The organism is Xanthobacter sp. AM11, from assembly GCF_047444035.1.
Classification (GTDB): Bacteria; Pseudomonadota; Alphaproteobacteria; order Rhizobiales; family Xanthobacteraceae; genus Xanthobacter.
In genome coordinates this window covers 3,108,095-3,134,326 of the sequence record NZ_JBLAOA010000001.1, presented here as the reverse complement: position 1 = coordinate 3,134,326, position 26,232 = coordinate 3,108,095, and the positions used below count along the sequence as shown (strand labels likewise).

At 68.9% G+C, this 26,232-nt stretch carries 20 protein-coding genes, 2 tRNA genes and 1 pseudogene; 5 read left to right on the top strand and 18 right to left on the bottom strand.

The annotated features are described in order from the left end of the window. Nucleotides 1–43 precede the first annotated feature (43 nt). From ACI7BZ_RS14385 to ACI7BZ_RS14375, 3 genes are all read right to left on the bottom strand, one after another. Nucleotides 44–128 (bottom strand) — tRNA-Leu (locus tag ACI7BZ_RS14385). 90 nt (nt 129–218) lie between these two features. After that, the gene (locus tag ACI7BZ_RS14380) at nt 219–632 is read right to left on the bottom strand and encodes a DoxX family protein (protein WP_414117865.1); all 414 of its coding nucleotides are present in this window, start codon (nt 630–632) and stop codon (nt 219–221) included. 261 nt (nt 633–893) lie between these two features. Continuing rightward, nucleotides 894–1,295, bottom strand: coding sequence for a HesB/IscA family protein (locus ACI7BZ_RS14375; RefSeq protein WP_414117864.1), 402 nt, complete (start codon nt 1,293–1,295; stop codon nt 894–896). Between the two features lie 287 nt (nt 1,296–1,582). On the opposite strand from ACI7BZ_RS14375, the gene ACI7BZ_RS14370 reads away from it, so the two are divergent. Beyond that, a complete protein-coding gene (locus tag ACI7BZ_RS14370) occupies nt 1,583–5,230 on the top strand; it encodes a sensor domain-containing protein (RefSeq protein WP_414117863.1) in 3,648 nt (1,215 codons plus the stop codon). Nucleotides 5,231–5,631: 401 nt separating this feature from the next. On the opposite strand, the gene rpoZ is transcribed toward ACI7BZ_RS14370, so the two are convergent. Continuing rightward, nucleotides 5,632–6,021 carry a DNA-directed RNA polymerase subunit omega gene (gene rpoZ, locus ACI7BZ_RS14365; protein ID WP_414117862.1) on the bottom strand — a complete coding sequence of 130 codons (390 nt, stop codon included), beginning with the start codon at nt 6,019–6,021 and terminating at the stop codon, nt 5,632–5,634. A 344-nt stretch (nt 6,022–6,365) separates the two neighbouring features. Between rpoZ and ACI7BZ_RS14360 the strand changes: the two genes are divergently transcribed. Both ACI7BZ_RS14360 and ACI7BZ_RS14355 read left to right on the top strand, forming a co-directional pair. Continuing rightward, a complete protein-coding gene (locus ACI7BZ_RS14360; RefSeq protein WP_414117861.1) occupies nt 6,366–6,971 on the top strand; it encodes a LabA-like NYN domain-containing protein in 606 nt (201 codons plus the stop codon). Nucleotides 6,972–6,974: 3 nt separating this feature from the next. Continuing rightward, nucleotides 6,975–7,652 carry a uracil-DNA glycosylase gene (locus tag ACI7BZ_RS14355; protein ID WP_414117860.1) on the top strand — a complete coding sequence of 226 codons (678 nt, stop codon included), beginning with the start codon at nt 6,975–6,977 and terminating at the stop codon, nt 7,650–7,652. Here ACI7BZ_RS14355 and ACI7BZ_RS14350 read toward each other — a convergent pair. The 4 genes from ACI7BZ_RS14350 to dapA form a co-directional block, all read right to left on the bottom strand. Next, nucleotides 7,631–8,197, bottom strand: a complete 567-nt coding sequence (locus ACI7BZ_RS14350) for a peroxiredoxin (protein ID WP_414117859.1) — start codon at nt 8,195–8,197, stop codon at nt 7,631–7,633. The genes ACI7BZ_RS14355 and ACI7BZ_RS14350 overlap by 22 nt on opposite strands. Next, the gene (locus tag ACI7BZ_RS14345; protein WP_414117858.1) at nt 8,194–8,577 is read right to left on the bottom strand and encodes a VOC family protein; all 384 of its coding nucleotides are present in this window, start codon (nt 8,575–8,577) and stop codon (nt 8,194–8,196) included. Before ACI7BZ_RS14345 ends, ACI7BZ_RS14350 begins: the two co-directional genes overlap by 4 nt. Before the next feature lie 32 nt (nt 8,578–8,609). After that, a complete protein-coding gene (gene smpB / locus ACI7BZ_RS14340) occupies nt 8,610–9,086 on the bottom strand; it encodes an SsrA-binding protein SmpB (RefSeq protein WP_414117857.1) in 477 nt (158 codons plus the stop codon). A gap of 127 nt (nt 9,087–9,213) precedes the next feature. Beyond that, nucleotides 9,214–10,113 (bottom strand): 4-hydroxy-tetrahydrodipicolinate synthase, encoded by a 900-nt coding sequence (dapA, locus tag ACI7BZ_RS14335; protein WP_414117856.1) that lies wholly within the window; start codon nt 10,111–10,113, stop codon nt 9,214–9,216. Nucleotides 10,114–10,386: 273 nt separating this feature from the next. Here dapA and ACI7BZ_RS14330 point away from each other — a divergent pair, with 273 nt between their 5' ends. Then, nucleotides 10,387–12,648: a lytic transglycosylase domain-containing protein gene (locus ACI7BZ_RS14330; RefSeq protein ID WP_414117855.1), complete on the top strand. Its 2,262-nt coding sequence runs from the start codon at nt 10,387–10,389 to the stop codon at nt 12,646–12,648. 246 nt (nt 12,649–12,894) lie between these two features. On the opposite strand, the gene ACI7BZ_RS14325 is transcribed toward ACI7BZ_RS14330, so the two are convergent. From ACI7BZ_RS14325 to ACI7BZ_RS14285, 10 genes and pseudogenes are all read right to left on the bottom strand, one after another. Further along, on the bottom strand, nt 12,895–13,668 hold the full coding sequence (locus tag ACI7BZ_RS14325) for a helix-hairpin-helix domain-containing protein (protein ID WP_414117854.1): 774 nt from the start codon (nt 13,666–13,668) through the stop codon (nt 12,895–12,897). A gap of 100 nt (nt 13,669–13,768) precedes the next feature. Beyond that, nucleotides 13,769–14,512, bottom strand: coding sequence for an OmpA family protein (locus ACI7BZ_RS14320; RefSeq protein ID WP_414117853.1), 744 nt, complete (start codon nt 14,510–14,512; stop codon nt 13,769–13,771). A 286-nt stretch (nt 14,513–14,798) separates the two neighbouring features. Then, a pseudogene (locus tag ACI7BZ_RS22105) lies at nt 14,799–14,954 on the bottom strand (hypothetical protein); the annotation flags it as partial. A gap of 1,595 nt (nt 14,955–16,549) precedes the next feature. Next, nucleotides 16,550–17,740 carry a porin gene (locus tag ACI7BZ_RS14315; protein WP_414117852.1) on the bottom strand — a complete coding sequence of 397 codons (1,191 nt, stop codon included), beginning with the start codon at nt 17,738–17,740 and terminating at the stop codon, nt 16,550–16,552. Nucleotides 17,741–18,262: 522 nt separating this feature from the next. Further along, nucleotides 18,263–19,729: a porin gene (locus ACI7BZ_RS14310; RefSeq protein WP_414117851.1), complete on the bottom strand. Its 1,467-nt coding sequence runs from the start codon at nt 19,727–19,729 to the stop codon at nt 18,263–18,265. Between the two features lie 359 nt (nt 19,730–20,088). Next, nucleotides 20,089–20,180, bottom strand: a tRNA-Ser gene (locus ACI7BZ_RS14305). A 48-nt stretch (nt 20,181–20,228) separates the two neighbouring features. Next, the gene (locus tag ACI7BZ_RS14300) at nt 20,229–20,633 is read right to left on the bottom strand and encodes a DUF6165 family protein (RefSeq protein WP_414117850.1); all 405 of its coding nucleotides are present in this window, start codon (nt 20,631–20,633) and stop codon (nt 20,229–20,231) included. Continuing rightward, nucleotides 20,633–22,609, bottom strand: a complete 1,977-nt coding sequence (locus tag ACI7BZ_RS14295; RefSeq protein ID WP_414117849.1) for a tetratricopeptide repeat protein — start codon at nt 22,607–22,609, stop codon at nt 20,633–20,635. The genes ACI7BZ_RS14300 and ACI7BZ_RS14295 overlap by 1 nt, the downstream gene beginning before the upstream one ends. Nucleotides 22,610–22,807: 198 nt before the next feature. Further along, nucleotides 22,808–23,521 (bottom strand): glutathione S-transferase N-terminal domain-containing protein, encoded by a 714-nt coding sequence (locus tag ACI7BZ_RS14290; RefSeq protein ID WP_414117848.1) that lies wholly within the window; start codon nt 23,519–23,521, stop codon nt 22,808–22,810. Nucleotides 23,522–23,730: 209 nt separating this feature from the next. Continuing rightward, a complete protein-coding gene (locus ACI7BZ_RS14285) occupies nt 23,731–25,260 on the bottom strand; it encodes an ArnT family glycosyltransferase (protein ID WP_414117847.1) in 1,530 nt (509 codons plus the stop codon). Between the two features lie 248 nt (nt 25,261–25,508). On the opposite strand from ACI7BZ_RS14285, the gene ACI7BZ_RS14280 reads away from it, so the two are divergent. After that, complete coding sequence (locus ACI7BZ_RS14280) at nt 25,509–26,219, top strand: type 1 glutamine amidotransferase (protein WP_414117846.1); 711 nt, start codon at nt 25,509–25,511, stop codon at nt 26,217–26,219. Nucleotides 26,220–26,232 lie beyond the last annotated feature (13 nt).

Below are 26,232 nucleotides of genomic sequence, written 5' to 3'. Positions count from 1 at the left end.
ATCCTGCCCGTTCAGCCTATTGAAAAACAGGACATTTCAGAATTGGTGCGGACGGCGGGACTCGAACCCGCACGCCTTGCGGCGCAAGATTTTAAGTCTCGTGCGTCTACCGGTTTCGCCACGTCCGCGGGTTTGGCCCGGCGGCGGGTGGCCGGCTCCGGGGAGCGCGACATTAGGCAAGTCGGAGGCCGCCGGCAACGCGGCGGCCTGCCTTGTCCTCAGCGCTCCTGCTCAAGCCTGTGGCACAGGACGGCGCCCACCATGAGGCCGCCGATGAGGCTGATGTGTTCCATCACCACATGGAATTCGGCGATCCGCATGGCGCCTTCCATGGCCCAGAACGGATGGGCGATGGGAATGGTCAGCGCCGTGAACGCCGCCAGAATTCCGAAGCCGAGCCACGCCCAGCGGTTGAGGATGACGAAGGCGGAGCCCGCCAGCAGCAGCGCGATGACCGCCGGGGCGAACAGGGCCGCCGGCTCCAGGCCGAAATGGGACATTTCGGCGAGGGCGGCCGCGTAGTCCGCGGCCATACCCAGGCCGGCCGACCAGAAGACGAAGGTGAGAACGATGCGGGCGAAGACACCGAAAATGCGGCTCGCCAGCAGTGTGGCGAGAAGTGATGGGGTCAAGATTCCACCTTTTGGCTGTGTGACATCTGTGGCGCGCCAGGAGATTTCCGCGCTTGCGCCGTCACCCTCTTGCCGCAGCCTCGATGAACACCGCCTGAACCGGCCCGCCGGCCGAAATCTGTTTGAAAACCGGCCCGGTTGGCTGCGCGCAGCCGCCCTCCTCCAGTCGGTGACGCCATCCGGTCGATCCGGTGAAGGCGATTTCCCGTCAGGACCGCGACTGTCCCCGCCATGCAGGCGAGGCCGGGACGGGGCCCGCCCTCAGATCTTGGCGCCGGCCTCGGAAGCCGGTGTGATGGCCACCGATTCGCCGCAGCCGCAGGCCGAGGTCTGGTTCGGGTTGTTGAACACGAACTGGGCGGAAACCTTGTCGGTGACGAAATCCATCTCCGTGCCCAGAAGGAACAGCACCGCCTTGGAATCCACCACCACCTTCACGCCCTTGTCCTCCACCACGGCATCGAGCGGGCCTACATTGGTGGTGGTGTCCAGCTTGTAGGACATGCCCGCGCAACCGCCGGTCTCGACGCCCACGCGCACGGCGGCTCCCGGCTCGGTCCCATCGGCCAGAATCTCGCGCAGGCGGGCGGCCGCGGCATCGGTGATGCGGATGACAGGGGGCAGGGCCCGCTTGGCGGGCTTCGGCTCGGAAACAACGGTCATGGCAATTCTCCCGGCCCCGCCGTTTCAAGGACGGCGGGGCCATCTCCCATATTTGGGTGAAGACGGGCCGGCGGGCAAGACCTTAGGCTGCAGGTGTGACCGGATACGCGAATTGCGTCTAAGTGTTTTTCCCTGCTTCCGTTTTTCGACCGTGGCGCAGATAATGAATGTGGCATGGCCATGGGCGACGCAAGGGCAATGCCGTTCCGGGCGGAGGATGGGGGCCGATGAACACAGCGTCCCATAGCCGGCTCCGCCGCCTCCTGGCGCAGAGCGGAGCGGTCGGGGTGGGAGCATCCGTCGCCTGGGATGCGGCGGCCGCGCCGGCGACACCGCCGCCGTTCAGCGGCGCGCCGACGCTCACCGCCACGGTGCTGGCCCTGGTGGCCGCCTCCGCCATCGGCGCCATCGTTTATCTGGCCATGCGGATCATGGCGCGCCGGGCCGGCGCGCGCCCGGCGGCGCGTTCCGCCCTGCCACGGCGGGGCGGCCGGGCGCCGGTGCGCGCCGCGGTGGGCGCGCTGCTCACCCTCGCCGCGACCCTGCTCGTGGTGACGGTTCTGGTGTACCAGGCCAGCGTCGAAAGCCTGGTTTCCAGCACCCGCACCCTTCTTACCGGCTTTGCCGAGGTGCAGGTGAAGAGCCTGGCCCAGGAGCGCGCCCGGCTCGAAGCGGCGGCGCTCGCCTTGGGATCGAGCCGGCTCATCGCCGACGATATCGCCGGCTGGCACGCCACCGGCGGAGATGCCGGGCGGGACCGGCTGCGCATCCTCCTGGCCGAGAGCGTGCGGGCCTTCGGCTTCGAGGGACTCGACCTGTGGACCGCGGGCGGGCGCTTCCTGCTGGGAACCGGCGGCGAGCCGCGGCGGCCCGACCTTGCCGGCATGGTCGCGCGGGTGGCCGCAACCGGCCAGACCACCGCCGTGCCGCCGCTGGCCAGCGGCGCTCACTCCTCCACCTTCGGCTTTCTGGTGAACATCCCGGTGCGCGGCACCGAGGCCTGCTGTGTGCTGTTCGTGCAATCGGCCACCCAGCCGCAGACCCATCCCCTGCTGGCCGCCGTGTTCAATTCCACCCCCACCGCGCAAGCCCTCGTGGTGCGGCCGGACGAGCGGGGCGGCACCAATGTCATCGCCGCGCTGAACGGCACCCCGTCGGAAACGGGGGTGCGCAACTTCACCACCGACCCCTACGACTTCGCCGCCGGCCCCCACCGGCCCGCCGCCTCGGGCATCGGCACCGACCATATGGGCCACGCGGTGCTGGCGGTGCGCAGCCCCATTCCCGGCAGCCAGGCGGCGCTGGTGGTGAAGATCCACCGGGACGAAATTCTCGCCGGCGCGCGCACCTCGGCCTTCCTCTCCTCGGCGCTGGCGCTGGCGCTGCTGCTTCTGGCCCTCGCCGTGGGCCGCGGCCTCTGGCAGAAGTCCCGCCTGCGCGATGCGGCGCGGGAGCTGGAGGCGACGCGGGCGGTCAATGCCGCCGAGGCGCGCTTCCGTGCCGCCTTCGACCAGGCCGCCACCGGCATGATGCACCTTGCCCCCGACGGCACCATCACCCGGGCCAACGCCACCTTCTGCCACTTCCTGGGCCTTGCCCCCGATACCATCGTGGGCCGCAGCTTCTGGGAGCTGCGGGACCCCGCCGCCACCCTGAGCAGCGCCGACCTCGCCGCGGCCCTGCTGGCGGGCGCGGCGACGGACATCCAGACCGAGGAGCACTTCGCGCCCAAGGATGCCCCGGCCCTATGGCTCGCCTGCACCTTTTCCCTCGTGCGCGACGCCGACGGCGCGCCGGAGCAGATCCTGGTGGTGGCGCAGAATGTCTCCACCCGGCACGCCACGGAAGGCGCGCTGCGGGAAAGCGAGGAGCGCTTCGACCTTGCGGTGAAGGGCTCCGACCAGGGGGTGTGGGACCTCGACGTGCGCACCGGCAGCCTTTACCTGTCGCCGCGCACCCGCGCGCTGCTGGGCCTTTCCGCCGACGCGCCCGCCGACATCCGCCACATCTGGAACGGGCTGCTGCACCGCCAGGACCGCCGCAAGGTGGCCCGCAGCTGGTGCAGCCTTGCCCATGGCGGCGCGCAGGGCTTCTCCTGCGAGGTGCGGCTGCGCCTGCCCGACGGCAGCTACCACGATTTCCAGTCCCACGGCCTTGCCGCCCGCGATCCCCACGGGGCGGTGACGCGGGTGGTGGGCATGATCGCCGACATCACCGCCCGCAAGCAGACCGAACGGCACCTGCGGCTGGCGGCGGCGGTGTTCTCCTCCTCCCACGAAGGCCTGGTGGTGACCGACCTTGCCGGGGTGGTTTCGGCGGTCAACCCCGCCTTCACCCGCATCACCGGCTACGAGCCGCGGGAGATTCTCGGCCAGACCATGCGCATCATGCATTCCGGCCGGCACGACCGCGAGTTCTACCGCAGCATGTGGCGCGCGCTGGTGGACGCCGGGCAATGGCAGGGCGAGATCTGGAACCGGCGCAAGAACGGGGAGGTCTTCCTCCAGCAGCTCACCATCAGCACCGTGATGGACGCCTCGGGAGCGCCGCAGAGCTATGTGGGCGCCTTCCAGGACATCACCCAGATCAAGCATTCCGAATTCCAGCTCGACCGCATCGCCCATTACGATCCCCTGACCGACCTGCCGAACCGCACCCTTTTGGCCTCCCTGCTCGACCTTGCGGTGAGCCGGCCGGACAAGGCGTGCGCGGTGATGTTCGTGGATCTGGACCGCTTCAAGACGGTCAACGACAGCCTCGGCCACCTCGCCGGCGACCAGGTGCTGCAGATGGCCGCCGCCCGCATCAAGGCCGCCCTCGACGCCGATTCCACCCTGGGGCGCTACGGCGCCGACGAGTTCGTGGTCATCCTGGAGGAGGTGCGGGGGCCGGACGATGCCGCCAGCACGGCCACGCGCATCATCCATGAATTCTCCACTCCCTTCGTCCTCGCCGACGGCCGCGAGGTCTATCTGGGCGCCAGCGCCGGCATCAGCCTTTACCCGGAGGATGCCGACAGCGCCCACAAGCTGCTGCAGCACGCCGATTCCGCTTTGGCGGAGGCCAAGTCCCACGGGCGTGGCGGCTATGCCTTCTACACCCACGCTTTGACGCGCAGCGCCCGCGTGCGCATGGAGATGGAGGCCGAGCTGCGCCGCGGCCTGGTGCGCGACGAGTTCAAGCTCAATTTCCAGCCGGTGGTGGATCTGGCCACCGGACGCATCCGCGGCGCCGAAGCCCTGGTGCGCTGGCACAGCCCGGTGCACGGGCTCGTCACCCCCAACCGCTTCATCCCGCTGGCGGAGGAGACCGGGCTCATCGACCCCCTGGGCGAATGGGTGCTGGAAGAGGCCTGCCGGCAGATGGCCGACTGGCTCGCCCGCGGCGCCAACCTGGATTTCATCGCCGTGAACCTCTCGCCGCGCCAGTTCCAGCGCGAAACCCTGTGCGACACGGTGCGGGCCGTGCTGAAGCGCACCGGCCTGCCGGCCGAGCGGCTGGAGATGGAGATCACCGAGAATGTGCTGTTCGAGGTGCGCGCCTCGGCCGAGCGCAAGCTGCGGGAGATGAAGGATGAGGGCGTGCGCATCGCCCTCGACGATTTCGGCACCGGCTATTCCTCCCTCGCCTATCTGAAGCGCTTCCCCATCAGCAAGCTGAAGATCGACCGCAGCTTCGTGCGCGACCTGCCCCGCGCCGCCGACGCGGAGATCGCCATCGCCATCATCTCCATCGCCCGGGCGCTGGGGCTGGAGGTGGTGGCGGAAGGCATCGAGACGCCCGAGCAATGCGACTTCCTGAGCGCGCGCGGCTGCGACTATGGCCAGGGGCACCTGTTCAGCCGGCCGGTGACGGGCGAGCGCTTCCTGAAGCTCGCCCTGCAGGGGCCCATCGCCACCGCCCCGGCCGCCCATTCCGGGGCCGTGCTGCATTAGAGCACGCGCCGATCAGCTTGCATCGCAAGCTGATCGGACAACGCGTTCTCTATCCTTAAGTGAGAGGGCGATTCACCGATCAAATGGGACGGCAGGGAGGAAGCACCGCTTCCCCCGCCCTGCCCTCCCCCGCAAGCGGCAGAGGGTTCCCCACCGCGCCAGGTCGCTCCGCAGGTCGCTCCGCCCGGGCTCAAGCCGGGACACGCGCCATCATGGGCGTGCGGGCCGCTGCTGCCGAGGCGCCCATCCGCCGCCGATCCCGATGGGACCCGGCAAACGCAAAAAGGCCCGACCCGGTCGGCTCGACCGGATCAGGCCCATCACGTCAGCACCACCGGATGTGAGCGGCCGATCAGGCCGGCCCCGCGAATCGGGACAGGCGCCAGGCCGCCGCGGGGGCGTCAGCCCTCGTCGTCGTCCGTATGCTCCGGCGGCACGAGGCCCTGGAGGCCGGCGAGCAGCTCTTCCTCGGTCATGCGGTCGAGCATGACATCGGAATCCTCGCCGCCCGAGCTGTCGCCCGAAGCGATCATCGGCACCGCTTCCGGCTCCGGCTCGTCAACCTCGGTATATTTCTGGAGCGAGTGGATGAGGTCTTCCTTGAGATCCTCGGGGCTCACCGTCTCGTCGGCAATCTCGCGCAGGGCGACGACGGGGTTCTTGTCGTTGTCGCGATCCACCGTGATCTGCTGGCCGGACGAGATCATCCGCGCGCGATGGGCGGCGAGCAGCACCAGCTCGAACCGGTTGTCCACCTTGTCGATGCAATCTTCAACCGTGACACGGGCCATGGGCTCGTCACTCCCTCGTGCGCATGCAAGCGCCTGCGCATGCGGCGCTGGACCATCAAGCCGGAGGCCTGCGACAAAACAGATGCGGTTTCGTCGCCGCGGGCATTTCCGGCTCGCCTCTCGGGACAGGCCCATCTGCCCGCCCGCCTGTCTGGCAGGCGGAACGGCGCATGCTCCTGACCCGGGAAGGACGCGTCGATACAGCAATTCCCCAGGATGGGCAAGCCTCGCCTGCCTTTTTCGCTTGCTTTGGGCTGGCCTTCGTCGGAGAAAGGCGGCAGGACGACGTAAATTACAGCCGTTCCTCCGTTACGCCCAACCCTTTCCATCGGCGGACCTTTTGTATGCAGGGCCAGGAAAAGATCGCTCTTCTCATAGATGGCGCCAATCTGTATTCCGCGACCAAAGCGCTCGGCTTCGATATCGACTACAAGCGGTTGCTGAAGGAATTCCAGAGCCGCGGGTATCTCCTGCGCGCCTTCTATTACACGACTCTCATCGAGGACCAGGAATACTCCTCGATCCGGCCGCTGCTCGATTGGCTGGACTATAACGGCTATGCCGTGGTCACCAAGCTGGCCCGCGAATTCACCGATGCCCAGGGCCGCCGCCGCGTGCGCGGCAACATGGACATCGAGATTGCCGTGGACGCCATGGAGCTGTGCGGCCATGTGGACCATATCGTCCTGTTCTCCGGCGACGGCGACTTCCGCTCCCTGGTGGAAGCGTTGCAGCGCCGCGGCATCCGGGTGTCCGTGGTCTCCACCATCTCCACCCAGCCGCCCCTGATCGCCGACGACCTGCGCCGCCAGGCGGACGTCTTCATCGACCTCGTGGAGCTGCAACCCAAGATCGGCCGCGACCCGGCCGAACGGCAGGGGCGGATGCAGGAGACGCCGCGCTTCCTGGAACGGCGCAACGTGGCCGCCTCGGGTGACGGCGACGCCTGAGCCATGGCGACGAAGAAGCCGGGGCCGGCAAGCCCCGCCGCCGCGGCGGCAGAGCCGGGACGGGACTGTGTGCTATGCCCGCGCCTCGCCGCCTTCCGCGACGCGTGGCGCGCGGCGGAGCCCTCCTGGCACAATGCCCCGGTGCCGGCCTTCGGCCCGGTGGACGCGCCCCTGCTCATCGTCGGCCTCGCCCCGGGCCTGCGCGGCGCCAACCGCACCGGACGGCCCTTCACCGGCGATTATGCCGGGGACCTGCTTTATGCCACCCTGCTGTCGTTCGGCTTCGCCCGCGGCACCTATGCCGCCCGGCCCGATGACGGGCTGGCGCTGACCGGCGCGCGCATCGTCAATGCCGTGCGCTGCGTGCCACCCCAGAACAAGCCGACGCCGGAGGAGATCCGCACCTGCAGGCGGTATCTTTCTGCCGCCATTGCCGAGATGCCGCGCCTTTCGGCCATCGTCACCCTGGGCAAGATCGCCCACGATTCCACTTTGGCCGCCTTGGGCGAAAAGGCCTCCCGCCTGCGCTTCGGCCATGGGGCGCAGGACCAGGTGGGCGGCGTGCGCCTGTTCGCGAGCTACCATTGCTCGCGCTACAACACCAATACCCGGGTGCTGACGCCGGATATGTTCCAGGCGGTGTTCGCCGCGGTGCGGGCCTATGTGGGCCCGGCCGCCTGAAGGTGCGCCACCACCTGCGCCGCGCTCTCGTGCGGCGGGAACACCGGGTAGAACACATGGGAGATGGCGCCCTCGTCGATGATGAGGGTGATGCGCTTCAGCAGCAGCTGGCCGTCCACCGTGAAGGTGGGCAGGCGGATGGCGCGGGTCAGCTCGTGCTGGTGGTCGGACAGGAGGGCGAAGGGCAGGTGCAGCCGCTCGGCCACCTCGGCCTGGAAGGCGCTGTCCTGCAGCGACAGGCCGAACACATGCTCCACCCCCACCGCCTTCAGCTCTTCGAAATGGTCGCGGAAGGCGCAGGCCTGCGGCGTGCAGCCCCGGGCGCCGGGAATGTCGTCCCAGCCCGTCGGCAGGGGCTCCCCGGGAACGCCGGTGCGCGGATAGGCATAGACCACCGCCCGCCCGGACAAAGCGGAAAGGTCCACGATCCGCCCGTCCGTGGCCGGCAGGTGGATGATGGGAAGCTCAAGGCCCGGCAGGTGCACGGCCGCACCGTCGTCCTCGGGTACCGGCAGTTCCTCCGGCAGGGACTCATAGGTGGTCATGGCGCGTCCTCGTAGGAAATGAACTCCAGCAGCGACCCGTCCGGGTCGCGGAAATAGACGCTGGTCCCCTGCCCCCGTGCGCCGAAGCGCGGCACCGGCCCAAGCTCGGGCACGATGCCATGAGCGGCGAGGTGGGCCACCGCCTGCGCGATCGGCCCGTCCCAGCGGAAGCACAGGTCGCTGTTGCCCGGCTTAACCGGCAGGCGGGCCACCGGCCGCGGATCGAGGCCGGGGCCGTGCAGGTTGAGCTGGTGGTCGCCGAAGCGATAGGCGAAGCCGGCGCCCACGGGCACCACCTCGGCCTTGAGCACGCAGGCGTAGAAGGCGTTGGACTTCGCGAAGTCGCTGACATGGACGACGCAGTGGTCGAAGCCGATCATGTCCGTCCTCCCCTGCCCTGCGGTGCCGGGCCTCAGCCGCGGTCGCGCAGCAGCCGCGCCTTGTCACGCTCCCAGGATTTCTCCTTCAGCGCTTCGCGCTTGTCATGGGTCTTGCGGCCCCGGGCGATGGCGATCTCCACCTTGGCACGGCCGCGATCATTGAAATAGATCTTCAGCGGCACCACGGTCATCCCCTCCCGCTCCACCGCATGGCCGAGCTTGTCGATCTGCCGCTTGTGCAGCAACAGCTTGCGCGGGCGCCGGGTCTCGTGGTTGAAGCGGTTGGCCTCCAGGTATTCGGGAATATAGGCGTTGTAGAGCCACATCTCCCCGGACTTCTGGGCGGCATAGCTTTCGCCGATGGTGGCCTTGCCGGTGCGCAGGCTCTTCACCTCGGTGCCGGTAAGCGCAATTCCGGCTTCGAAAACCTCGCCGATCTCATAGTCGAACCGCGCCCGCCGGTTGTCGGCGGCGATCTTGCGCGGGGCTTCGTTCTTCTTGCTGCTCATGGGGAGAATGTGGTCTCGGCGCACCGCTCAGGCAAGCGGGATGGGGCTGGAGCGCAAGGCTGGGCAGACCGGCGGGGCCGGATCGAGAGCCCCGCGCATCCCGCAAATTGAGGTCCGGCAACGTGCCTCAGTTGATCAGGCCGGCATGCACCATGGCGCTGCGCACCACGGCCCGGGTGGTCTCGGACACCGGCACCATGGGCAGGCGCGCCTCCTCGCTCATCTTGCCCAGAAGCGAGAGGGCATACTTGGTGGGGGCCGGATTGGTCTCAACGAACAGCGCCGTGTGCAGCGGCATCAGCTTGTCCTGGATCGCCAGCGCCGCCTTGAAATCCCCGGCCAGGCAGGCGTTCTGGAAGTCGGCGCACAGGCGCGGGGCGACGTTGGAGGCCACCGAGATGCAGCCGTGCCCGCCATGGGCCATGAAGCCCAAAGCGGTGGCATCCTCGCCGGAAAGCTGGATGAAATCGGTGCCCAGCACCTGCCGCTGAAGCGAGACGCGGGCAAGGTTTGCGGTGGCATCCTTCACGCCGGCGATGTTCTTCAGCTCGAACAGCCGCGCCATGGTCTCCACCGACATGTCGATCACCGAGCGGCTCGGGATGTTGTAGATGAAGATGGGCAGGTCCACGGCGTCGGAGACGGCCTTGAAGTGGCGGTAGAGGCCTTCCTGCGTGGGCTTGTTGTAATAGGGCGTCACCACCAGCAGCGCGCTTGCGCCCGCCTTCTGGGCGTGCTCGGCCAGCGCCACCGCCTCCGCCGTGTTGTTGGAGCCGGCCCCGGCGATGACAGGCACCCGGCCCGCCGCCTGGTCCACGGTCCATTCCACCACGCGGTTGTGCTCCTCGTGGGTGAGGGTGGGGCTCTCGCCGGTGGTGCCGACGGGAACGAGGCCGTGGGTACCCTCGGCGATCTGCCAGTCCACGAAGGCGCGGAACGCCTTTTCGTCGAGCGCGCCGTCGCGGAACGGGGTGACGAGGGCGGTGAACGAGCCGCGGAAGCGGGACGGGGACGGGATGGGCGACATGGCGAACGCCTTGGTTCCTGGCTGATCGATGAGCCGATGACGATTGCGTGATTGCCACCGTCAAGGCGCCCGGGCCGCTCGGGCGAGCGACGGGCGTGGGTCTGAACCCTTAGCCTTTTGCCGGCCCGCTTGAAAGGGGGCTCGCATGGCGGGCCCAGCCCCGCTTTTGCCCCCTTTGCGCGCAATTCTGGTTAGGCTTTCGTCAACATGGCTGGCGGAACATGCGGCGCACGAACGACCCTGTCGAAAACGGCCGCGCCGCGAGGGAGCTTCATGACGCGTGTTTCGAGCCTGATTTCCGTGGGAGCGCTCGCGGTTGCCCTCGCCTGGAGCGGGGCTGCCGCTGCGGCACCGGATTCGCCCCCCATGCCCCCGGCCAAGCCCGCGGCCAAGGATGCGAAGGCCAGCAAGGACGCCAAGCCCGCAGCCAAGGACGCCAAGGCCCCGGCCAAGAGCAGCACAGACAAGAGCAGCACAGACAAGAGCAAGGCCGCCTCCGGCAAGCCCGGGGCAACGCCGGCAAAGCCCGCCACCGCCGCGAAGCCCGCGGCGGGCAAGGCCACGACGGCCCGCATCACCCCTCCCCCGCCGCCCCAGGCTGCGCCCACCGTGGGCGCTTCGGGGCATATTGCCGGGGGATCTCTCGCCACCCTCAAGGTGGCCGTCGCCGCGGCCCGCAACGGCCGTGCGAGCGAGGCCATGGGTGCCGCCCAGCAGCTTGACGATCCGGTGGCGCGCAGTCTCGTCACCTGGCTGGTCATCCGCCACGCCCCCAATGACCTCGGCTTCGACACCATTGCGGAATTCCTGCGCGAAAAGCCCGGCTGGCCCACCCAGTCCACCTTGCGCCGCCGCGCCGAGCGGGTGCTGTTCCAGGAGAATCGCGACCCGGCCAAGGCCCGTGCCTTCTTTGCCGAGCAGCCGCCCCTTTCCGGCGAGGGCAAGGTGGCGCTGGCCCGCTATCTCGTTTCCACTGGCAACCGTTCCGATGCCGCCGACTGGGTGCGCGAGGCGTGGCGCGAGGACGAGCTGAACGAGCTGTTCGAGAACAAGATTCTCGATGAATTCTCCGGCTTCCTCAGCCGCACCGATCACAAGCTGCGCGCCGACCGATTCAGCTACAAGCCCGATCCCGACCGCGCGCTGCGCGCCGCCGCCCGCGCCGGCTCGGATGTGGTGGCCCTCACCAAGGCGCGCATGGCCATCGCCCGCAAGGAGGCGAACGGCGAGAAGCTGTTGGCCCAGGTGCCGTTCACGCTGGCCAATGATCCGGCCTACCTGTTCGCGAAATCCCAGCTGGCGCGCCGGGCCGACAAGCCGCAGGAGGCCGCCCGCGCCCTCCTCGCCGGGGCCGGCGCCGACGCCGCCCGGGCCGACCCGGATGAATGGTGGATCGAGCGCCGCCTCGTCTCCCGCGAGTTGCTGGATGCCGGCGATGCGCAGACCGCCTATCGGGTGGCGGCCACCGGCGTCACCCCCAAGGCCGACAATTACCGCGCCGAGCAGCAGTTCACCGCCGGCTGGATCGCCCTGCGCCACCTCAAGGACCCGCGCACCGCCGCCCAGCATTTCGCCAAGATCGACGACGAGCAGAAACACCCCATCACCCTCTCGCGTGCCTATTATTGGCAGGCCCGCGCGGCCGAGGCCATGGGCGACCGCGGCCGGGCCCATGCGGGCTACGAGGCGGCGGCGCAGTTTTCCGCCACCTATTACGGCCAGCTCGCCCGCACCAAGCTGGGCATGGCGCCGGTGACGCTGCGCGGCACGCCCTCCCCGTCGTTCGAGAGCCGCAACACCTTCGCGCGGCTGGAGCCGGTGAAGGCGATCCGCATGCTCTACGCCATCGGCGAGCGCGACATTCCCCTCACCATCTATTACGATCTGGCTTGGCGCATGGAGGATTCCGCCCAGCTCGCCATGCTCGCCAATGTCGCCGAATCGAACGGCGACGCGCGCGGCGCGCTGGTGGTGGGCAAGGAAGGCCTCGCCGAGGGGCACCCGCTGGAGGCGGAAGCCTTTCCCACCTTCGGCCTTCCGGCCTACACCCCCATCGGCTTCCCCGTGGACAAGGCCGCCATCTATGCCGTGGCCCGGCAGGAGAGCCAGTTCAACCCCCGCACCCTCTCCAGCGCCAAGGCCATGGGCCTGATGCAGGTGACCCCGGCGGCGGGGCGGCAGGTGGCGAAGGAAACCGGCGCGCCCTACAATGAATCCCGCCTGATGAGCGACCAGTCCTACAATGTGCAGTTCGGCGCCGCCGAGCTGGGCGAGCTGGTGCAGAACTACAGCGGAAATTATGTTCTGGTCTTCGCCGCCTACAATGCTGGGCGGGGCAGCGTGGCCAAATGGATCCAGCGCTATGGCGACCCGCGCGACCCGGATGTGGACGTCGTGGACTGGGTGGAATCCATTCCCTTCTCGGAAACCCGCAACTATGTGCAGCGGGTGATGGAGAATTACCAAGTCTACAAGGTGCGCTTCAACATCCCAACCAAGCTCCAGATGGAAGCGGACCTGCGCGGCGGGCGGTGACGGCGCCCGCCTTTTCCCGCCTTCCCCGCTGGTGGAGCGCCATCAACGGACAGGGATGAGTGCTGCGCCTGCCCGTGCGTCGTGAAGCGCCCTCCCTCTGCTGAACAGCGCCGTGGCCAGCCCCCCCGGGGCGTCGCGCAGCCATGACCAGCCGATGGATCGCCATGGCCGGGACATGTTTCGCTGGCCCGCCACCGGCGCCGTCGCGCCCCTCGGACGGCCGTTTTCCTTCTGCCCCTCGGCCCCCTATCTCCGCTTCCGCCCTTCGGGCTCCTGCTCCGGGCGGCCCTCGGCGAGGGCTTTCGCCTGGCCGATCCAGTCCTCCCGCTCGATGCGGCCGGGAAAGGCCAGATAGCTGCCCACCCACAAGGCTTCGTCCGCCGTCCAGCCGGCAATCTGGCGGAAGTGGAAGATGCCGAGGGCATGAAGCCGCCGCTCGTTCTGCGGGCCGATGCCCTTGAGCAGCTTCAGGTCGTCCGCCGTTCCGCCGTCCGGTTCCGCCAGGGTGGGCGGCCGCTGGCCCGGATGACGCTCGCTCTGCGTGGCAGCGCTCGGCGCGGCGGGCGGTTGCGCCCTGCCGGCGCGCGGCGCATCGCCCATGGTGCCGGCAGTGCCCATGAAGCGCGAGAACAGGTCCGGCTCCGCCGGCACCGCAGCCGGAGGGGGTGCGGCCGGCGAACCATGGGGCTCGGCCGGCTCGGCCGCTGGCGCCGCGGGCAGCGGCGGTGCCGGCGGCGCAGGTGCCGGCTCGGCAGGCTCGGTGGGCGCGCAAGGACGCACGGCGGACGGCGGCACCGCTGCCGCTTCGCCGGAAGCCGCCGCCGACCCGGACGGGGCGGCCGGCGCCGCAGCGACTGCAGGCGGCTGGCTCTCCCCGCCCCTGCCGGCCCCGTCCTGGGCGGCCGAAACCACCCCCGCCGCGCCCCGGCGCGGCCGGCGGGCCAGCAACAGACCGAGGCCCAGGCCGAGAAGGAAGGCCAGCGCCAGCAGCAGCAGCGTTTCCACATTGAACGCGGTCATCCCTGCCTCCCCGTTTCACGGCGGCCGAGCACGAAGCCGGTGGCCAGCCCGATGCCGAACGCGCCAAGAAGGTAAGGCCACAAGGCAAGGGCGAGATAGATCACGGCGCGCGCTCCTTCACCTCGAACTCGATGCGCCGGTTCAGCGCCTTGCCGGCTTCCGTATCATTGGGGGCCAGCGGCTGCCCCGACCCGTAGCCCACCGCCGACAGCCGGTCGGTGGCGATGCCTGCGGCGGCGAGATAGGCCAGAACGGCATTCGCCCGCGCCTCGGAAAGCCGCCGGTTGGCCTCCGCATCGCCGGTGCCGTCGGTGTGGCCGGAAATATGCACCACACCATCCGGGCACCGCATCAGCGTGACCGCGAGGCGATCCAGCAGGCCCCGGCTGCGCCTGTCGATGTCCGCGCTCCCGCTCGCAAAGCGGATGGTGCCGCGGGCGAGGAAATCCCCCACCAGCTTCGCACAGGCCGGCGTTGGCACCGGCGGCTGGGGCGGCGCCAGCTCCAGCGCCATTTCCACGGCGAGGGGCGGCTTCACGCCGGCCTTCAGCTCGGCCGCCATCTCCGCCGCGGCGCCTGGCACCAGCACGGTGCCGGAGAGGCGCAGCTGGGTGTCGGCGAGGCTGAGCTCGCCGCCAGCCATGCGGGACAATTGCTCCAGCCCCGCCAGTACCGCCGGCAGGAAACCGGCCGGCGCGCCGCCCCCCACCGCGGAAAGGTCGTTCACCTTCTCCTTCAGGAAGTCGCGTTCCAGGGCAGCGGTGAGGGCCTCGTGGGCCGCTGCGTCGGGATAGAAGCCGGAGACGCTGAGCTTCGCCCCCCTCCCGGCGCACCGAGAAGACATAAGGCGAGATGGTGGGCGGGCGCACATTGTCGGCAATGGCCGATACCCCTTGCGGCGGCGCTTTCGCCGCTTGCATGAGCAGGCGATAGGCGGCCGAATCCAGCGCCTCGCCCGAGAGGGTCACCTGTGTGCCGGAAACGTCCGCGCCCCCCGTGCGCAGCTTGGCAAGCTGGGCCACCGCAAAGCCCGCCGCGCTGACCCACAGTTCCGGTGCCGGCCCGCCGGATGCCAGCTGCATCTCATCCACCACCTGCACCCCGGGGAAGGTGGAGCGCGCGGCGTCGGACAAAAGGCGGCGCGCATCCTCGGAGGGGGCGAATCCGCCAAGGCGCACCGCATCCGCCGTGCGCTCCAACCGCCAGGTGAAGGGCACCGCGCGGGGCGGCTCCACGGCAAAGCGCGTGACCTGGAAGCCCTCCGGCGACGCGCGCCGGGCGGCCATGAGGCGATCGAAGGCGGTGAAGCTGGGGGCCACCCCTTCCACCGCCACCGTGCTGTCGGAGAGGACCACCCGCCCTTCGGGCAGCTGGGCGAGGACCAGCGCGGCATAACGCACCGCCTTGAGCCACGGGTCGGTGGCGGGTGCTCCGTCCGCCAGCCGGGTGTCGTCGGTGATGCCGATTCCCCGCATGGCGGAGGAGAGGGCTGCAGCCACCTCCTCGCGCGCCGCCGCCGAAGGCACGAAGCCGGAGAGGCGCAGCAGATTGCCATTGCGCACCGCGGACCAGGCGAAGGGCGCCGCCACCGGCGGACGCACCGCGAAGCGCGCCAGCGTCATGCCGTCGGGCAGCGGCCCAAGCATGGTCTGCGCCAGCGCATCATAGCTCTCAAGGTCGCGGGCGCGGCCTTCCATGGCCAAGGCGCCATCGGAAATGGTGATGCGGCCGGACGGCAGCTTCTTCAATTGCCCGAGCGCGAAGGCGGCAAGCGCTGCAAAATCCCCCGGCGGCGCGCCACGCGCCCGCACCAGCCGATCCTGCCCGGTGACCTGGTCTCCCCCGGCGCGGGCGGCCGCGACGATCCGGGCCAGCGAGTCGGCGGAGGGCACATAGCCGGCAAGGGCGATGACCCGACCATCCTTCACCGCGCTGAAGGTGAACGGCCGCCGCTCCGGCAGGAGGGTGGTGCCGTCGTGCACCACGCGAACCCCGAACAAGCCCTCCAGCGAAGCACGTACCTTGATCCGCGCCTCTTCCGCCAGCGCCTCGCCCTCAAGGGTGGCATCGCGGCCCGAGAAACGGGCGGCGGCCCAGGATTCTCCCGTGCGCGCGAGGGTTTCCGCCGCGGCGGCGGACAGTGCCTGCTCAATGGGGCCGCGCGCCGTGGCGAGGGTTGCCGCCGCCAGCGCGCACCAGGCGACGAACCCGACGGCGAGCGGCCACCAGCGCCGGAGCCGGCGTCCTTCTCCTCCCGCAGAATCGCCGCGCGGCGCCGCATCGCCGGGATCTCGGCGATCAACTCCCGGGTCCCCGACCACCATGCGCAAAACTCTCCCGTTCCCGCCCGCGCTCCGCCTGCCGGCGCGGCGCCTGCCTGCGCCTGCGCGCATGCACGGCGGCCGGCACCGCTTCATCCGCCGACGCGGCGCCACGCATCGGCGACTTCAGCACATTTATGCGACGATCCGAAAGTCTCAGCACGCGCCAGGAGCGGCAAAGCGTTTCGCAGGGGCCGGCCCATGGCCCGGCAACACGTCCCGGCGGGAAAGGGGCCGGGTTCCGGCACCCGCAGCCGCACGCCGGCACATGGGCCAACCGCTTGCGCGGAGCGTCCGCCGCCAAATATGGGGCCGCGGGGGACCCTGAATAATGCGGATGGGATTCGGACGGCGGGTGGGCATCCGGCGGCACCGGCCGAAACCGGAAGGGACGCAAGCGCCGTGCGGCTGGCGGGCGGGCGAAGCAGGACCGGTGCCGGTCCTTCATGTCCTTTGCCGGGGTCGTTTCCAGCAGCCCCGCACAAACAAAAGGAGCGGGCAAGGCCCGCTCCCTATCCTCTCCGGCAGGCGAGGCTGCACCGCACGGGCGCAGTTCCCGCTCAGAAGTCGCGCGAGACGAACAGCAGCACGCGGTTCGCGCTGACCGAGGCAAGCGCCGGGGAGAAGGCGGTGGGCACCCAGTCCGACGCCTCGTTGAAGGTGTAGTCGTACTGGAGGGCAACGGTGAATTGCTTCACGGGGGCGAAGGCGAGATAGCCGCCCACATTGTAGTTCACCCCGCCCGAGGCGCCGTAGAAGGCCTGCGCGGCGATATTGTTGAAGTCGTAGGCCGCATAGCCGCCGAACAGAGCGGTGCTCCACTTCTCGTTCCAATTGTGAAGGAGCGATGCGGTGAAGTTCCAGCCCGAAACCTTGCTCAGGCCAAAGACGCCGAGAAAGGCGTCCGGGGCGGCATAGGAGCCCGAGGGGTCCTGCAGGCCGAGATAAGAGGTGGCGCCGTCCGCATAAGCCGTCTGCAGGTAGAGCGTATCGTCCTCACCCAGGGCCGGCAGGTTGAACATGATGCCGGCCTGAAGCGCATAGCCCCAGGTATCCTGCGTCACCGTGGTCGGCGCCAGCAGCGAAGAGGCATTCACCAGATGGAGCGCGCCGGAAATCTGCGCGGAACCCCACTCGCCCTCATACTTCAGGTTCGCCACCATGTCCGGGAAGCGGTTGCCGGTCTGGTAGTCTTCATAGACGTCCGGAATGGACGGGTCGCCGGGCTGGATGCCGGAGGCGCGATCGGCCGCGTCTTCGAACGAGAAGCTGGCGCTGAAGCCCTTCCCGAATTCATAGGTGTAGGCGAACAGGTTGAGGCGCACGTCATCGCCAATGGTGCCGGGATCAGTACCGAGTACATTGGCATTGGCGTAGAAGTCGAAGAACGACTGGGCGTGACCGAAGGTGAAGCCGGCAAACTGGACGTAGGCGTTCCACAATTCGATTTCGGTACCGTTCGGGCGGTCCGACCAGGGGTCGGAAGTGCGCCACTTGAACCGGCTCTCGATATAGGACCGCAGGGTGCCGTATTCCGTCTCCGTCCGCGCATCCAGGATGACGCCGGCGGTGGCGATGGAATAGGTGTCGTCATTCTCGGGCGGGTAGTCGGTATAGCTGTTGTAATAACCTTCCGCCCACAAATACCCGCCCACACGCAGGCAGGTGTCCGTGCCGGGGATATAATAGAAGCCCTCGCCCTGGGCCGGGCAGGCGCGCATATAGGTGGCCTGGGCCTTGGTGGGCAGCATGTCTGCCGCGCGCGCACCATCGGCGCCCGACACAAGACCGGTCAGCGCGAACGCCGCAGCTGCCGCAACGGGTCCGGCCAAGCGCCGGCGCTGCAGGAAAGCGGTCGAAAGCATCATAAGAACCCCAAGCGATACATTGTATCGTTTGTCTCATTCGAACGCCGTCGGCACAAGACCCTGGCGACAGCATTTTTACCGCGCGGGTGCGACAGACAGTCCAGGCAACGCCCGCATTACGCAACGGAAGATAAAATAGCCGGCAAGTTGGTATCCGCCTGCCATCTCATTTGTATTCGGGACATCGGACAGCCGAATGACATCTTCCGGGCTAAACACAACGGAGCATTCCGCTCCGAAGCAGCGGCATAGTGCCAAGAATCAACAAGAAATGGAATGGGGTACCGCTATTATAGGATCATTCTAAATTCACATGAAAAAATGCGGCATATGAATACTACGCAGACAAAGAAAAGCTCCGGCGGTTTCCCGCCGGAGCTTCCCGAACCGAGGCTGATGCCGCGATCAGAAGTTGCGCTGCACGCGCACGCCGCCCGACCAGATGTCGGTGGAGCCGCCGACGAGGGCAAGGTTGTTGCCGCCGGTGGAGCTGATGGAGTTGTAGTTGCCGAGCGGCACGGAGCCATCGACCTTGGTGTAGAGAACTTCGGCGCCGATATCGAGGTTCTTCACAGGCGACCAGATGGTGTTCACACCAACCTGCCACATGTTGAAGTTGAAGGCGGCGACGATGTTGTCGGGGGTCTCGTAGGCGAGGTAGCCGGCATACAGGGCCGAGCGCAGGCCCGGGGTCCAGTAGTGACGGAACTGACCCTGCAGAGACCAGCCGGAGGTCAGGCTGTAGTCACCGAAGGTGTTGATCGCGACAGCATCGGCCACCGTGTAGAAGGCGCCGTTGCCGAACAGCGAGCCGCCAACCTGGGTGATGTCGATGGCGCCGACGCCGGTGGCCTTGCCCTGGGCAGTGCCGGAGAGGCCGAGGTAGTTGGCCGCGCCCTCTTCATAGCCAGCCTGGATGAACAGGCTGTCGCCCTTGGCGAGCATCGGGAGCTTGAACTCCACGGTGCCGCCGATGGCCCAGCCCCAGCTGTCCGTGGAGGCAGCGCCGGGGAAGAAGCCGGCATAGAGCGGCTCGGTGGCGACAACCTGGTGCAGGGCGCCAGAGAGCTGGGCAGAGCCCCAGGCCTGGTCAATGCGCAGGTTGGCGACGATATCGGGAGCCTGCTGGCCGCCCTGATAGTTGGTGTAGGTGAGGCCGGTGGCGCCGGTCGCGATGTTGAACACCGGCTGGGCGGTCGAACCGGTCATCTGCACGCCGGTGGTGCGGTTGGCGGCGTCTTCCAGCGACAGGGTCGCGGAGAAGCCGTTGCCGAACTGGGCGGTGTAGGCGGCCAGGGTGGTCCAGGTGTTCGAACCCGCATACGGGGTCGTCATCATATAGTTCAGGCCGGTGTCAAAGAACGACTGGGTGTAGCCGAACGTGAAGCCGGAGAACTGGATGAAGGCACGCTCGAAATAGAAGCCGCTGCCCGAGCCCGAACCGGCGCCGGACTGCGAATTCCACTCCATGCCGAAGCGGACGTAGGAACGCAGGGTGCCGTAATCGGTCTGGGTGCGGGCGTCCATGTCGAACACGCCGCGAACGCGGGTCAGGTAGTCCGAATCATCCGCATCGTTGAACGGATAAGCCCACACACCCACGCCCGGGCCATTGAAGGCGGCGCCGGTGGTGGAAGCAATCGCCGGGTTGAAGGTGCCGACCGCGTTCACATAGGTATCGAAGCGGGCATAGCCGCCGATCTTCAGGCAGGTGTCGGTGCCCGGAATGTAGAAGTAGCCCGCGCCGTAGGCGGAGCAGATCTTCACGTACTCGACCGGCTTCGCCTTCACGGGCAGGTCGGCCGCCTGGGCCCCCACGACCGCGACGAGACCCGCCGCGCTGCCGAGGAGAAGGCTCTTCACCATCTTCATCGTGACCTCCAAGTTTGGTTCCGAGGGAGCGAGTTCCGCTTCGCCGGTGCGGCTGCACCCCGAGAGGGTTCTTGCCCCGATTCCCATTCACACGTCCAAATCGCTTCTTCGAACACCACCGAACGTGTGATGGGCGACCGGGGACTGCCCCCCTTCGTCGCAAAGCCAACATACAAAAGGCCGACCTGTGATCAATCGAAACGGTACAGATCACGCCTCCAAAAGGGTGGTTTTCCGGTGAGTGTTGCAGGAATGGCACTCCCGGTTTTGACCTACCAAAATACCGGACTGCCCGCCGCAGGCAGGCCCTGGCAGGGCCAGGCAAGGGGCTGCCTTCATTTGATTTTTCGTGAATGGGGTGGCGGAGACGGAGGGATTCGAACCCTCGAGACCCTTTTGGGGGTCTGCTCATTTAGCAAACGAGTGCCTTCAGCCTCTCGGCCACGTCTCCCGCTGCCCTTCCTATGCCGAACACCGGCGGCCTTTGCAAGGCGCGCGCTCAGTCCTTTGCCGGGAAATGTGACTTCTCCTCGACGATCGCCGAGCCCACCAGCAGGTTCACCTGCCGTTTCAGCGCCGCGCGCCGGTCATTCTGCAGGTAGACGGACCGCGCCAGCTCCACGAAGGCAGAATCGAATCTGCCTTCCGCCTCGCAGGCCCGCAGATCGTCCTCCACCTGCCACAGGCGCCGGTTCACCTCGGCCAGGGCCGCGGTGAGCTGCGCCACCTGCGGGCCGATTCCATGCTCGTCGCGCAGGCTCACCAGCAGGGAAAGCTCGCGCAGCACGTTGGCCCGCGCCTGCGCATCGGCAATGTGCGCGGCCTTGATCTCCAGAATGGTGATCTTGTCGATCAGCTCGCCGGCGGAAACCGGGGCCAGGATGAGACGGTCCCCCGCCCCCATCACGCCGCCTCGCCCTTCATGTCGCACACCATGCGGGCCATGCGGGCGAACACGTCCGACCAGTCCCCCGCCCGCGATTGCCGCACCAGTTGCACCGTGCCGTAGAGCGGCGTCGTCTCGCCCGCCCGCCGCCAGCGCCAGTCCGGGACGGCGCGCAGCCCCACCAGGGTGCGCACGCCGCGCGCGCCCGCCAGATGGGCCAGGGAGGTGTCGGTGGTCACCACCAGGTCGAGGTGATGCAGCAGCGCGGCGGTATCCAGAAACGTTCCATCCGCATCCCAGTCCGGCCCGAGACGGACGATTCGCTCGGCGAAGGTGCAGGTGTCGAGCTGCTCCGTCCCCACCCCGCGCTGCAGGCTCACCAGCCGCACGCCGGGCAGCGCGGCAAGCGGGGCGAAAGCCTCCAGCGGCGCCGAGCGGCCGATGTCCACCGTGGGCGAAGGGTCGCCCTGCCAGCAGATGCCGATGGCGAAGCCTTCGCCTGCCAGCTGCTGCCAGCGGCCGATTCGCGCGGGATCGGCCGTGAGGTAGGGCGCGCGGGGCCAATCGGCGGGATCGGGCGCGATCAGGCCCGGCAGGCTCGCCAGGGGAACCCAGCGCAGCCCCGGCCGGGAGACATCGACGCCGGAGAGGTCGGTCGTCACCGAAATGCGGGCATCAATCCGCGCCAGCAGCGGCACATGGCGTTCCTTGGTCACGAATCGCGCCGCAATGCCCCGGTCGGCGAGGAGCCGCAGCAGCCGGCCGAACTGGATGAGGTCGCCGATCCCCTGCTCGCCAAGCACGATCAGTTCGTCCGGCACCTCACGTCCGTCCCAGCGGGTGAACGGCAGTGGGCGATAGGGCGGCGGCAGGAAGGAGGATCGGCTCTCATAGCCGGCCCAGCCCTCCGCCCAGCGCCCTTCGGCGAGGTCGTCGCAGGCGCGCAGATAAAGCGCCATGGGGAAGGCAGAATCCGCCTGCAGCGCCGCATCCACCAGCGCGCGGGCTTCCGCCGCCTGGCCCGCATCGGCAAGCAGGCGTGCCTTGGTGGTGAGGGCCGGCGGCGACGCGCCCTCCGCCTCCAGCGCCCTGTCCACGGCGGCAAGGGCGCCGTCCCAGTCGCGCTGCTCGCGCCGCACCTCGGCCAGTTCCTGCCACACCGGGATCGCGCCGGGATTGCCGGCCAGCACCACCTCGCACAAAGCGCGGGCGGCCGCATGGTTGCCCATCTGCCGCTCGGTGCGGGCCAGCGCCGCCTGGAATGCGGCATGGCCCGGCGCATGGGTGACCGCCGCCGCGAATGCGTCCCGCGCCCCGGCCACATCCGCCTGGCCGGCAAGGGCCTGGCCCTTCAGGAAATGGGCATCGCCCAGATTCGGCGCGAGGCGCAGCGCGGCTACGGCCGTGGCGGCGGCATCCTTGAAGCGGCCCAGCTCCAGCAGGGCGCCGCCCTTGGAAAGAAGGTGGCGCGGCTCCCACGGCTGCAACTCCACCAGCCGCTCGCAATCGCGCAGCGCATCCTGCGCCCTTCCCAGGCGGGACAGGGCAACCGAGCGGTTGGCAAGGGCTTCCACCCCCCGCGGATCAAGCGCGAGAACCCGGTCGAAGCGGGCCACGGATTCGGCGAGACGGCCGAGCCGCACCAGCATGTTGCCGGCGAGGTAGTGCGCCTCCTTCAGGGCCGGGTCCAGCACCGCCGCGGCCTCGAAGGCCGACAGCGCGCGCTCCCACTTGCCGTCGCCCTCCAGCGCGGCGCCGAGCAGGAGGTGGGCATGGGCATTGGAGGGGTGGTCCTCCCGCGCCTTGCGGGCGGCGATGAACGCCTCCCGGGGCTTGCCGGCCTGCAACAGCGCCATCACCAGCAGCCGCTGCACATCGAAGACCGCCGGCTGCGCCCGCAACAGGCGCCGGTAGATGCCGATGGCTTCCTCGAACCGGCCTTCTCGGTGCAGCGCGGTGGCGCGGCCGAATTCGGCGCGCACATCTTTGGACATCGGCGCTCCTCGCCTCAAACGGGGCAGCCCTTCATAGAGCACGTTTACGTCACATTGCAGTGCAATCTGGACGGCAGTCGTGTCCGTCCCTCAATTTCGCCGGCGCAGCACCGACGGCATCCCCGAGACGGCGCAGTCATGGACCCGCGCCCTGCCCCGCCGCGCCATTCGTGCCGGGCGGCTGCAGCCCGTGCAGCCTCAGCTGCGGGCCCGCTGCCCGAACAGCACGGCCTGCGCGTCCTTGTCCCTGGACAGGTCGGCCCTGGCCCGCTCCTCGGCGTTCACCGCCAGGCCGCGCTGCACCGCCGGACGCGCCAGAACCCGTTCGATCCAACCCTTAAGATGCGGAAACTCCGTGATATTCTGCCCCTGCCGCTCCCAGAGCTTGGCCCAGCCGATGCACGCCATGTCGGCGATGGAATAGTCCCCGGCGAGATAGTCGCGGTCCTTCAGGCGGCTGTTCATCACCCCGTAGAGGCGGTGCACCTCGTTGGTGTAGCGCTCGATGGCGTAGGGGATCTTCTCCGGCGCATAGATGCGGAAGTGGTGCGCCTGCCCGGCCATGGGGCCGAGCCCGCCCATCTGCCAGAACAGCCACTGGTCCACCTCCACCCGGCCACGCTCGTCGGCGGGGTAGAACTGGCCGGTCTTGCGGCCGAGATACTGCAGGATGGCGCCCGATTCGAACACCGAGATGGGCGCCCCGCCCGGCCCCTCGGGGTCGATGATGGCGGGGATCTTGTTGTTGGGGGAATGGGCCAGGAATTCCGGCTTGAACTGGTCGCCCTTGCCGATGTTCACGAGCTTGACCTCGTAGGGCAGGCCGCATTCCTCCAGCATGATGGCAACTTTCCATCCGTTGGGGGTCGGCCAATAGTACAGCTCGATCGGCGAAGCCTGGACGACAGCCATGGTGCGCTCCCTGCGGCCGATCCCGCGGCCGAGCGGTAGAGGTAGACACAGGCCCATGCCAGGGCAAGAGCCATAAGGATGGCGCCATGAAGATGGAGCCGTGATGCGGTAACCGCGAGGGCCGGAGCTGTCCAAAGGGGGCGAGCCGCCGCCCCCTCACCTGTGTGTGGCGCCGCGCCCGCCGCCTCCGGCCGCATCGGCCCGCCGCATCAGCGGCACAAGGGATCGTCCGGCGGCAGAATGGTCATCTGCCAGTCGCTCCAGCGATGGGGATTCATCATGGGCGACCACCATTTCACCGACATTTCGAGGGTGTTCTGCCCGGCCGGCGGCAGCAGCAGCCGGGGCAGGCCGTTGACGATGCCGGTGACCCGGGCGCAGCCGGTGGCCTCCCGCGCCGGCGGGCGATATTGCAGCTCGCGCACGATCACCACCCGGGCCCCGGGAATGGCGGCGCGCAGCCGCCCGGCGGAGGTGCGGTCGTCGGCCACCAGCGTCGGTGCCGGCCCGAGCCGGCCGGCGATGGCGGCGCGCAGCTTGTAGAGCGGCTCGGCCGCCATGCAGCGCCCGCACAGGCGCGGGTCCGGCCACAGCGGCACGGCCATGCGCGCCACCATGACCCCCAGGCTCGCCGCCGCCAGCAGGCCCAGATAGAGGCCCACCCGCTTGCGCCAGCCGCCGAGCCGCTCCAGCTCCGCGAACAGATAGACCGGCAGCAGCAGCAGGAACACGTGGAAGTAGCGGTCCCGCAGGCTGGTGGTGCCCACGGCGATGGTCCCGGCCAGGGTGACGACGATGCCCGCGACGATGATGGTGCGCAGCACCCGCCGCGCGGGACCCCGCGCGCCATCGTCCGGCGCGGGCCCCTCGCCGCGGTTGGAGGGCAGGAACACCACCGCGATGAGAAAGACCAGCGGGAGCACATAGCCGCCGAGCGCGCTCACCACGGAGGCGAGCACATCGTCCCAGCCGGCGCCCGTGGCGCCGATGGTCTGGGCGGTGGCCGCCGCCACGTCCTGGTCGAGCCGGTAGAGCGCCCAGCCGTAGATGACGAGCGGAACCGCAGCGGCGGCGAGGGTGAGGCCGATGCGCCGGTCGAACAGCACGCGGCGATAGGCCGGCTCGATCAGGCAGGCGACCAGAAGCACGCCCAGGAAGGCGGCGAAGCCGAACTTGCCCAGGAGCCCCACTGCGATCCAGGCGCCGAGGCTGGCATAAAGCCCCGCGCTCCTGCGCTGGGTCAGCGCCGTGAGGGTGAGGAAGGCGCCGGCGATGGCCACGATCATCACGTTGGAATGGGTGAGGATGCGATGGCTGTGATAGCCGATCACCCAGATGGCCGAGAGCGAGAAGGTGGCCAGCGCCTGCAGCCGCGGATCGCCGATGACCCGGCGCGCCACCCGCCACACCAGCATGGCGCAGGCGAACAGCAGAGCGTAGCGCAGCACGGCGAAGGACAGCGCCCCGGTGCCCACCACCCGCTGCAGTCCCCACAGGAGCCAGTCGAAGAACGGCGGGTTGCGCGGGACGTAGGAGAGCTCCAGCGACTGGACCATGTAGCTCTCGATGGCGTCGTCCGCATTGATGGCGATCTCGAAGAAGATCGCGATCAGAGCATGGATCAGCATCCAGCCGCCGACGATGAGCGTCACGCCCGCAGGCCGGGCCCAGAACGGCACCGGGGCGAAGGCGGAAGTCTCGTCGCTGCGCGCGTCCTGATGGAGATGGGGGGCAGTCACGGCGATGGGGCGCTCCGTATGTCGGCGGGGCCTCTATAGACGCGCCGGCGGCGCCGCGCCACCTGGGGGCTGGTGCCGCCTGGGGGCTGGTGCCGGCTGGGGGCTGGTGCCGGCTGGGGGCATGCCTGCCGGCTGGGGCTGGGGGCCTGCTGCGGGCCCGGTGCAGCATCGCCGCAGGCGCTCATTTCTCCTTGTCCGCGCTCCGCGAACCTCTAGCCTGCCGCCATCACGCCACCGGAGGTCCGCCCGTGAGAGTCCTTGTCTTCCAGCACGTCGCCGCCGAGCATCCCGGCAGCTTCCGTGACCTCATGCAGGCGGACGGCGTGGCCTGGGATGCCGTCGAGCTGGACGAGGGGGAGAAGATCCCCGCCCTGGAGGGCTACGACGCCCTCATGGTGTTCGGCGGCCCCATGGATGTGTGGCAGGAGGAGGAATACCCCTGGCTCGTCGCCGAGAAGGCCGCCATCCGCGCATGGGTTGCGTCGGGACGCCCCTATCTGGGCGTCTGCCTCGGCCACCAGTTGCTCGCCGATGCCCTCGGCGGCAAGGTGGGCCTGATGCCGGGGCCGGAAGTGGGCGTCACCGACGTGCGCCTCACGCAAGCAGGGCTTGCCTCGCCCCTGTTCCAGGGCCTGGCGCCGAGCTTTCCCACTCTTCAATGGCACGGAGCGGCGGTGCTGGCCCTGCCCGAGGGCGGGCAGATCCTGGCCGAGAACGACCATTGCCCCATCCAGGCCCTGCAGGTGGGCCCGCGGGCGTTCGGCATCCAGTATCATGTGGAGCTGACCGACGAGACCGTGCCCGAATGGGGCGCGATCATCGAATATCGCTGCGCGCTGGAGGCCATCACCGGCTCCGGCGGCCAGGTGGTGCTGGAAGCCGCCACCCGGGAGAAGATGCCCGTGTTCCGCGCCGCCGCAGCGCAATTGTACCGCAACTTCCGCGGCACCTGGGGCTGAGCCGGAGCATTTC

Excerpts from the sequence above, each read along its gene's own strand:
- rpoZ (WP_414117862.1), bottom strand. The coding sequence starts at position 6,021 with ATGGCCCGTGTCACGGTTGAAGATTGCATCGACAAGGTGGACAACCGG.
- smpB (WP_414117857.1), bottom strand. The coding sequence starts at position 9,086 with ATGAGCAGCAAGAAGAACGAAGCCCCGCGCAAGATCGCCGCCGACAAC.
- ACI7BZ_RS14320 (WP_414117853.1), bottom strand. The coding sequence starts at position 14,512 with ATGTCTTCTCGGTGCGCCGGGAGGGGGGCGAAGCTCAGCGTCTCCGGC.
- ACI7BZ_RS14290 (WP_414117848.1), bottom strand. The coding sequence starts at position 23,521 with ATGGCTGTCGTCCAGGCTTCGCCGATCGAGCTGTACTATTGGCCGACC.
- ACI7BZ_RS14295 (WP_414117849.1), bottom strand. The coding sequence starts at position 22,609 with ATGTCCAAAGATGTGCGCGCCGAATTCGGCCGCGCCACCGCGCTGCAC.
- ACI7BZ_RS14350 (WP_414117859.1), bottom strand. The coding sequence starts at position 8,197 with ATGACCACCTATGAGTCCCTGCCGGAGGAACTGCCGGTACCCGAGGAC.
- dapA (WP_414117856.1), bottom strand. The coding sequence starts at position 10,113 with ATGTCGCCCATCCCGTCCCCGTCCCGCTTCCGCGGCTCGTTCACCGCC.
- ACI7BZ_RS14330 (WP_414117855.1), top strand. The coding sequence starts at position 10,387 with ATGACGCGTGTTTCGAGCCTGATTTCCGTGGGAGCGCTCGCGGTTGCC.
- ACI7BZ_RS14360 (WP_414117861.1), top strand. The coding sequence starts at position 6,366 with ATGCAGGGCCAGGAAAAGATCGCTCTTCTCATAGATGGCGCCAATCTG.
- ACI7BZ_RS14375 (WP_414117864.1), bottom strand. The coding sequence starts at position 1,295 with ATGACCGTTGTTTCCGAGCCGAAGCCCGCCAAGCGGGCCCTGCCCCCT.
- ACI7BZ_RS14345 (WP_414117858.1), bottom strand. The coding sequence starts at position 8,577 with ATGATCGGCTTCGACCACTGCGTCGTCCATGTCAGCGACTTCGCGAAG.
- ACI7BZ_RS14355 (WP_414117860.1), top strand. The coding sequence starts at position 6,975 with ATGGCGACGAAGAAGCCGGGGCCGGCAAGCCCCGCCGCCGCGGCGGCA.
- ACI7BZ_RS14325 (WP_414117854.1), bottom strand. The coding sequence starts at position 13,668 with ATGACCGCGTTCAATGTGGAAACGCTGCTGCTGCTGGCGCTGGCCTTC.
- ACI7BZ_RS14315 (WP_414117852.1), bottom strand. The coding sequence starts at position 17,740 with ATGCTGCCCACCAAGGCCCAGGCCACCTATATGCGCGCCTGCCCGGCC.
- ACI7BZ_RS14300 (WP_414117850.1), bottom strand. The coding sequence starts at position 20,633 with ATGGGGGCGGGGGACCGTCTCATCCTGGCCCCGGTTTCCGCCGGCGAG.
- ACI7BZ_RS14310 (WP_414117851.1), bottom strand. The coding sequence starts at position 19,729 with ATGAAGATGGTGAAGAGCCTTCTCCTCGGCAGCGCGGCGGGTCTCGTC.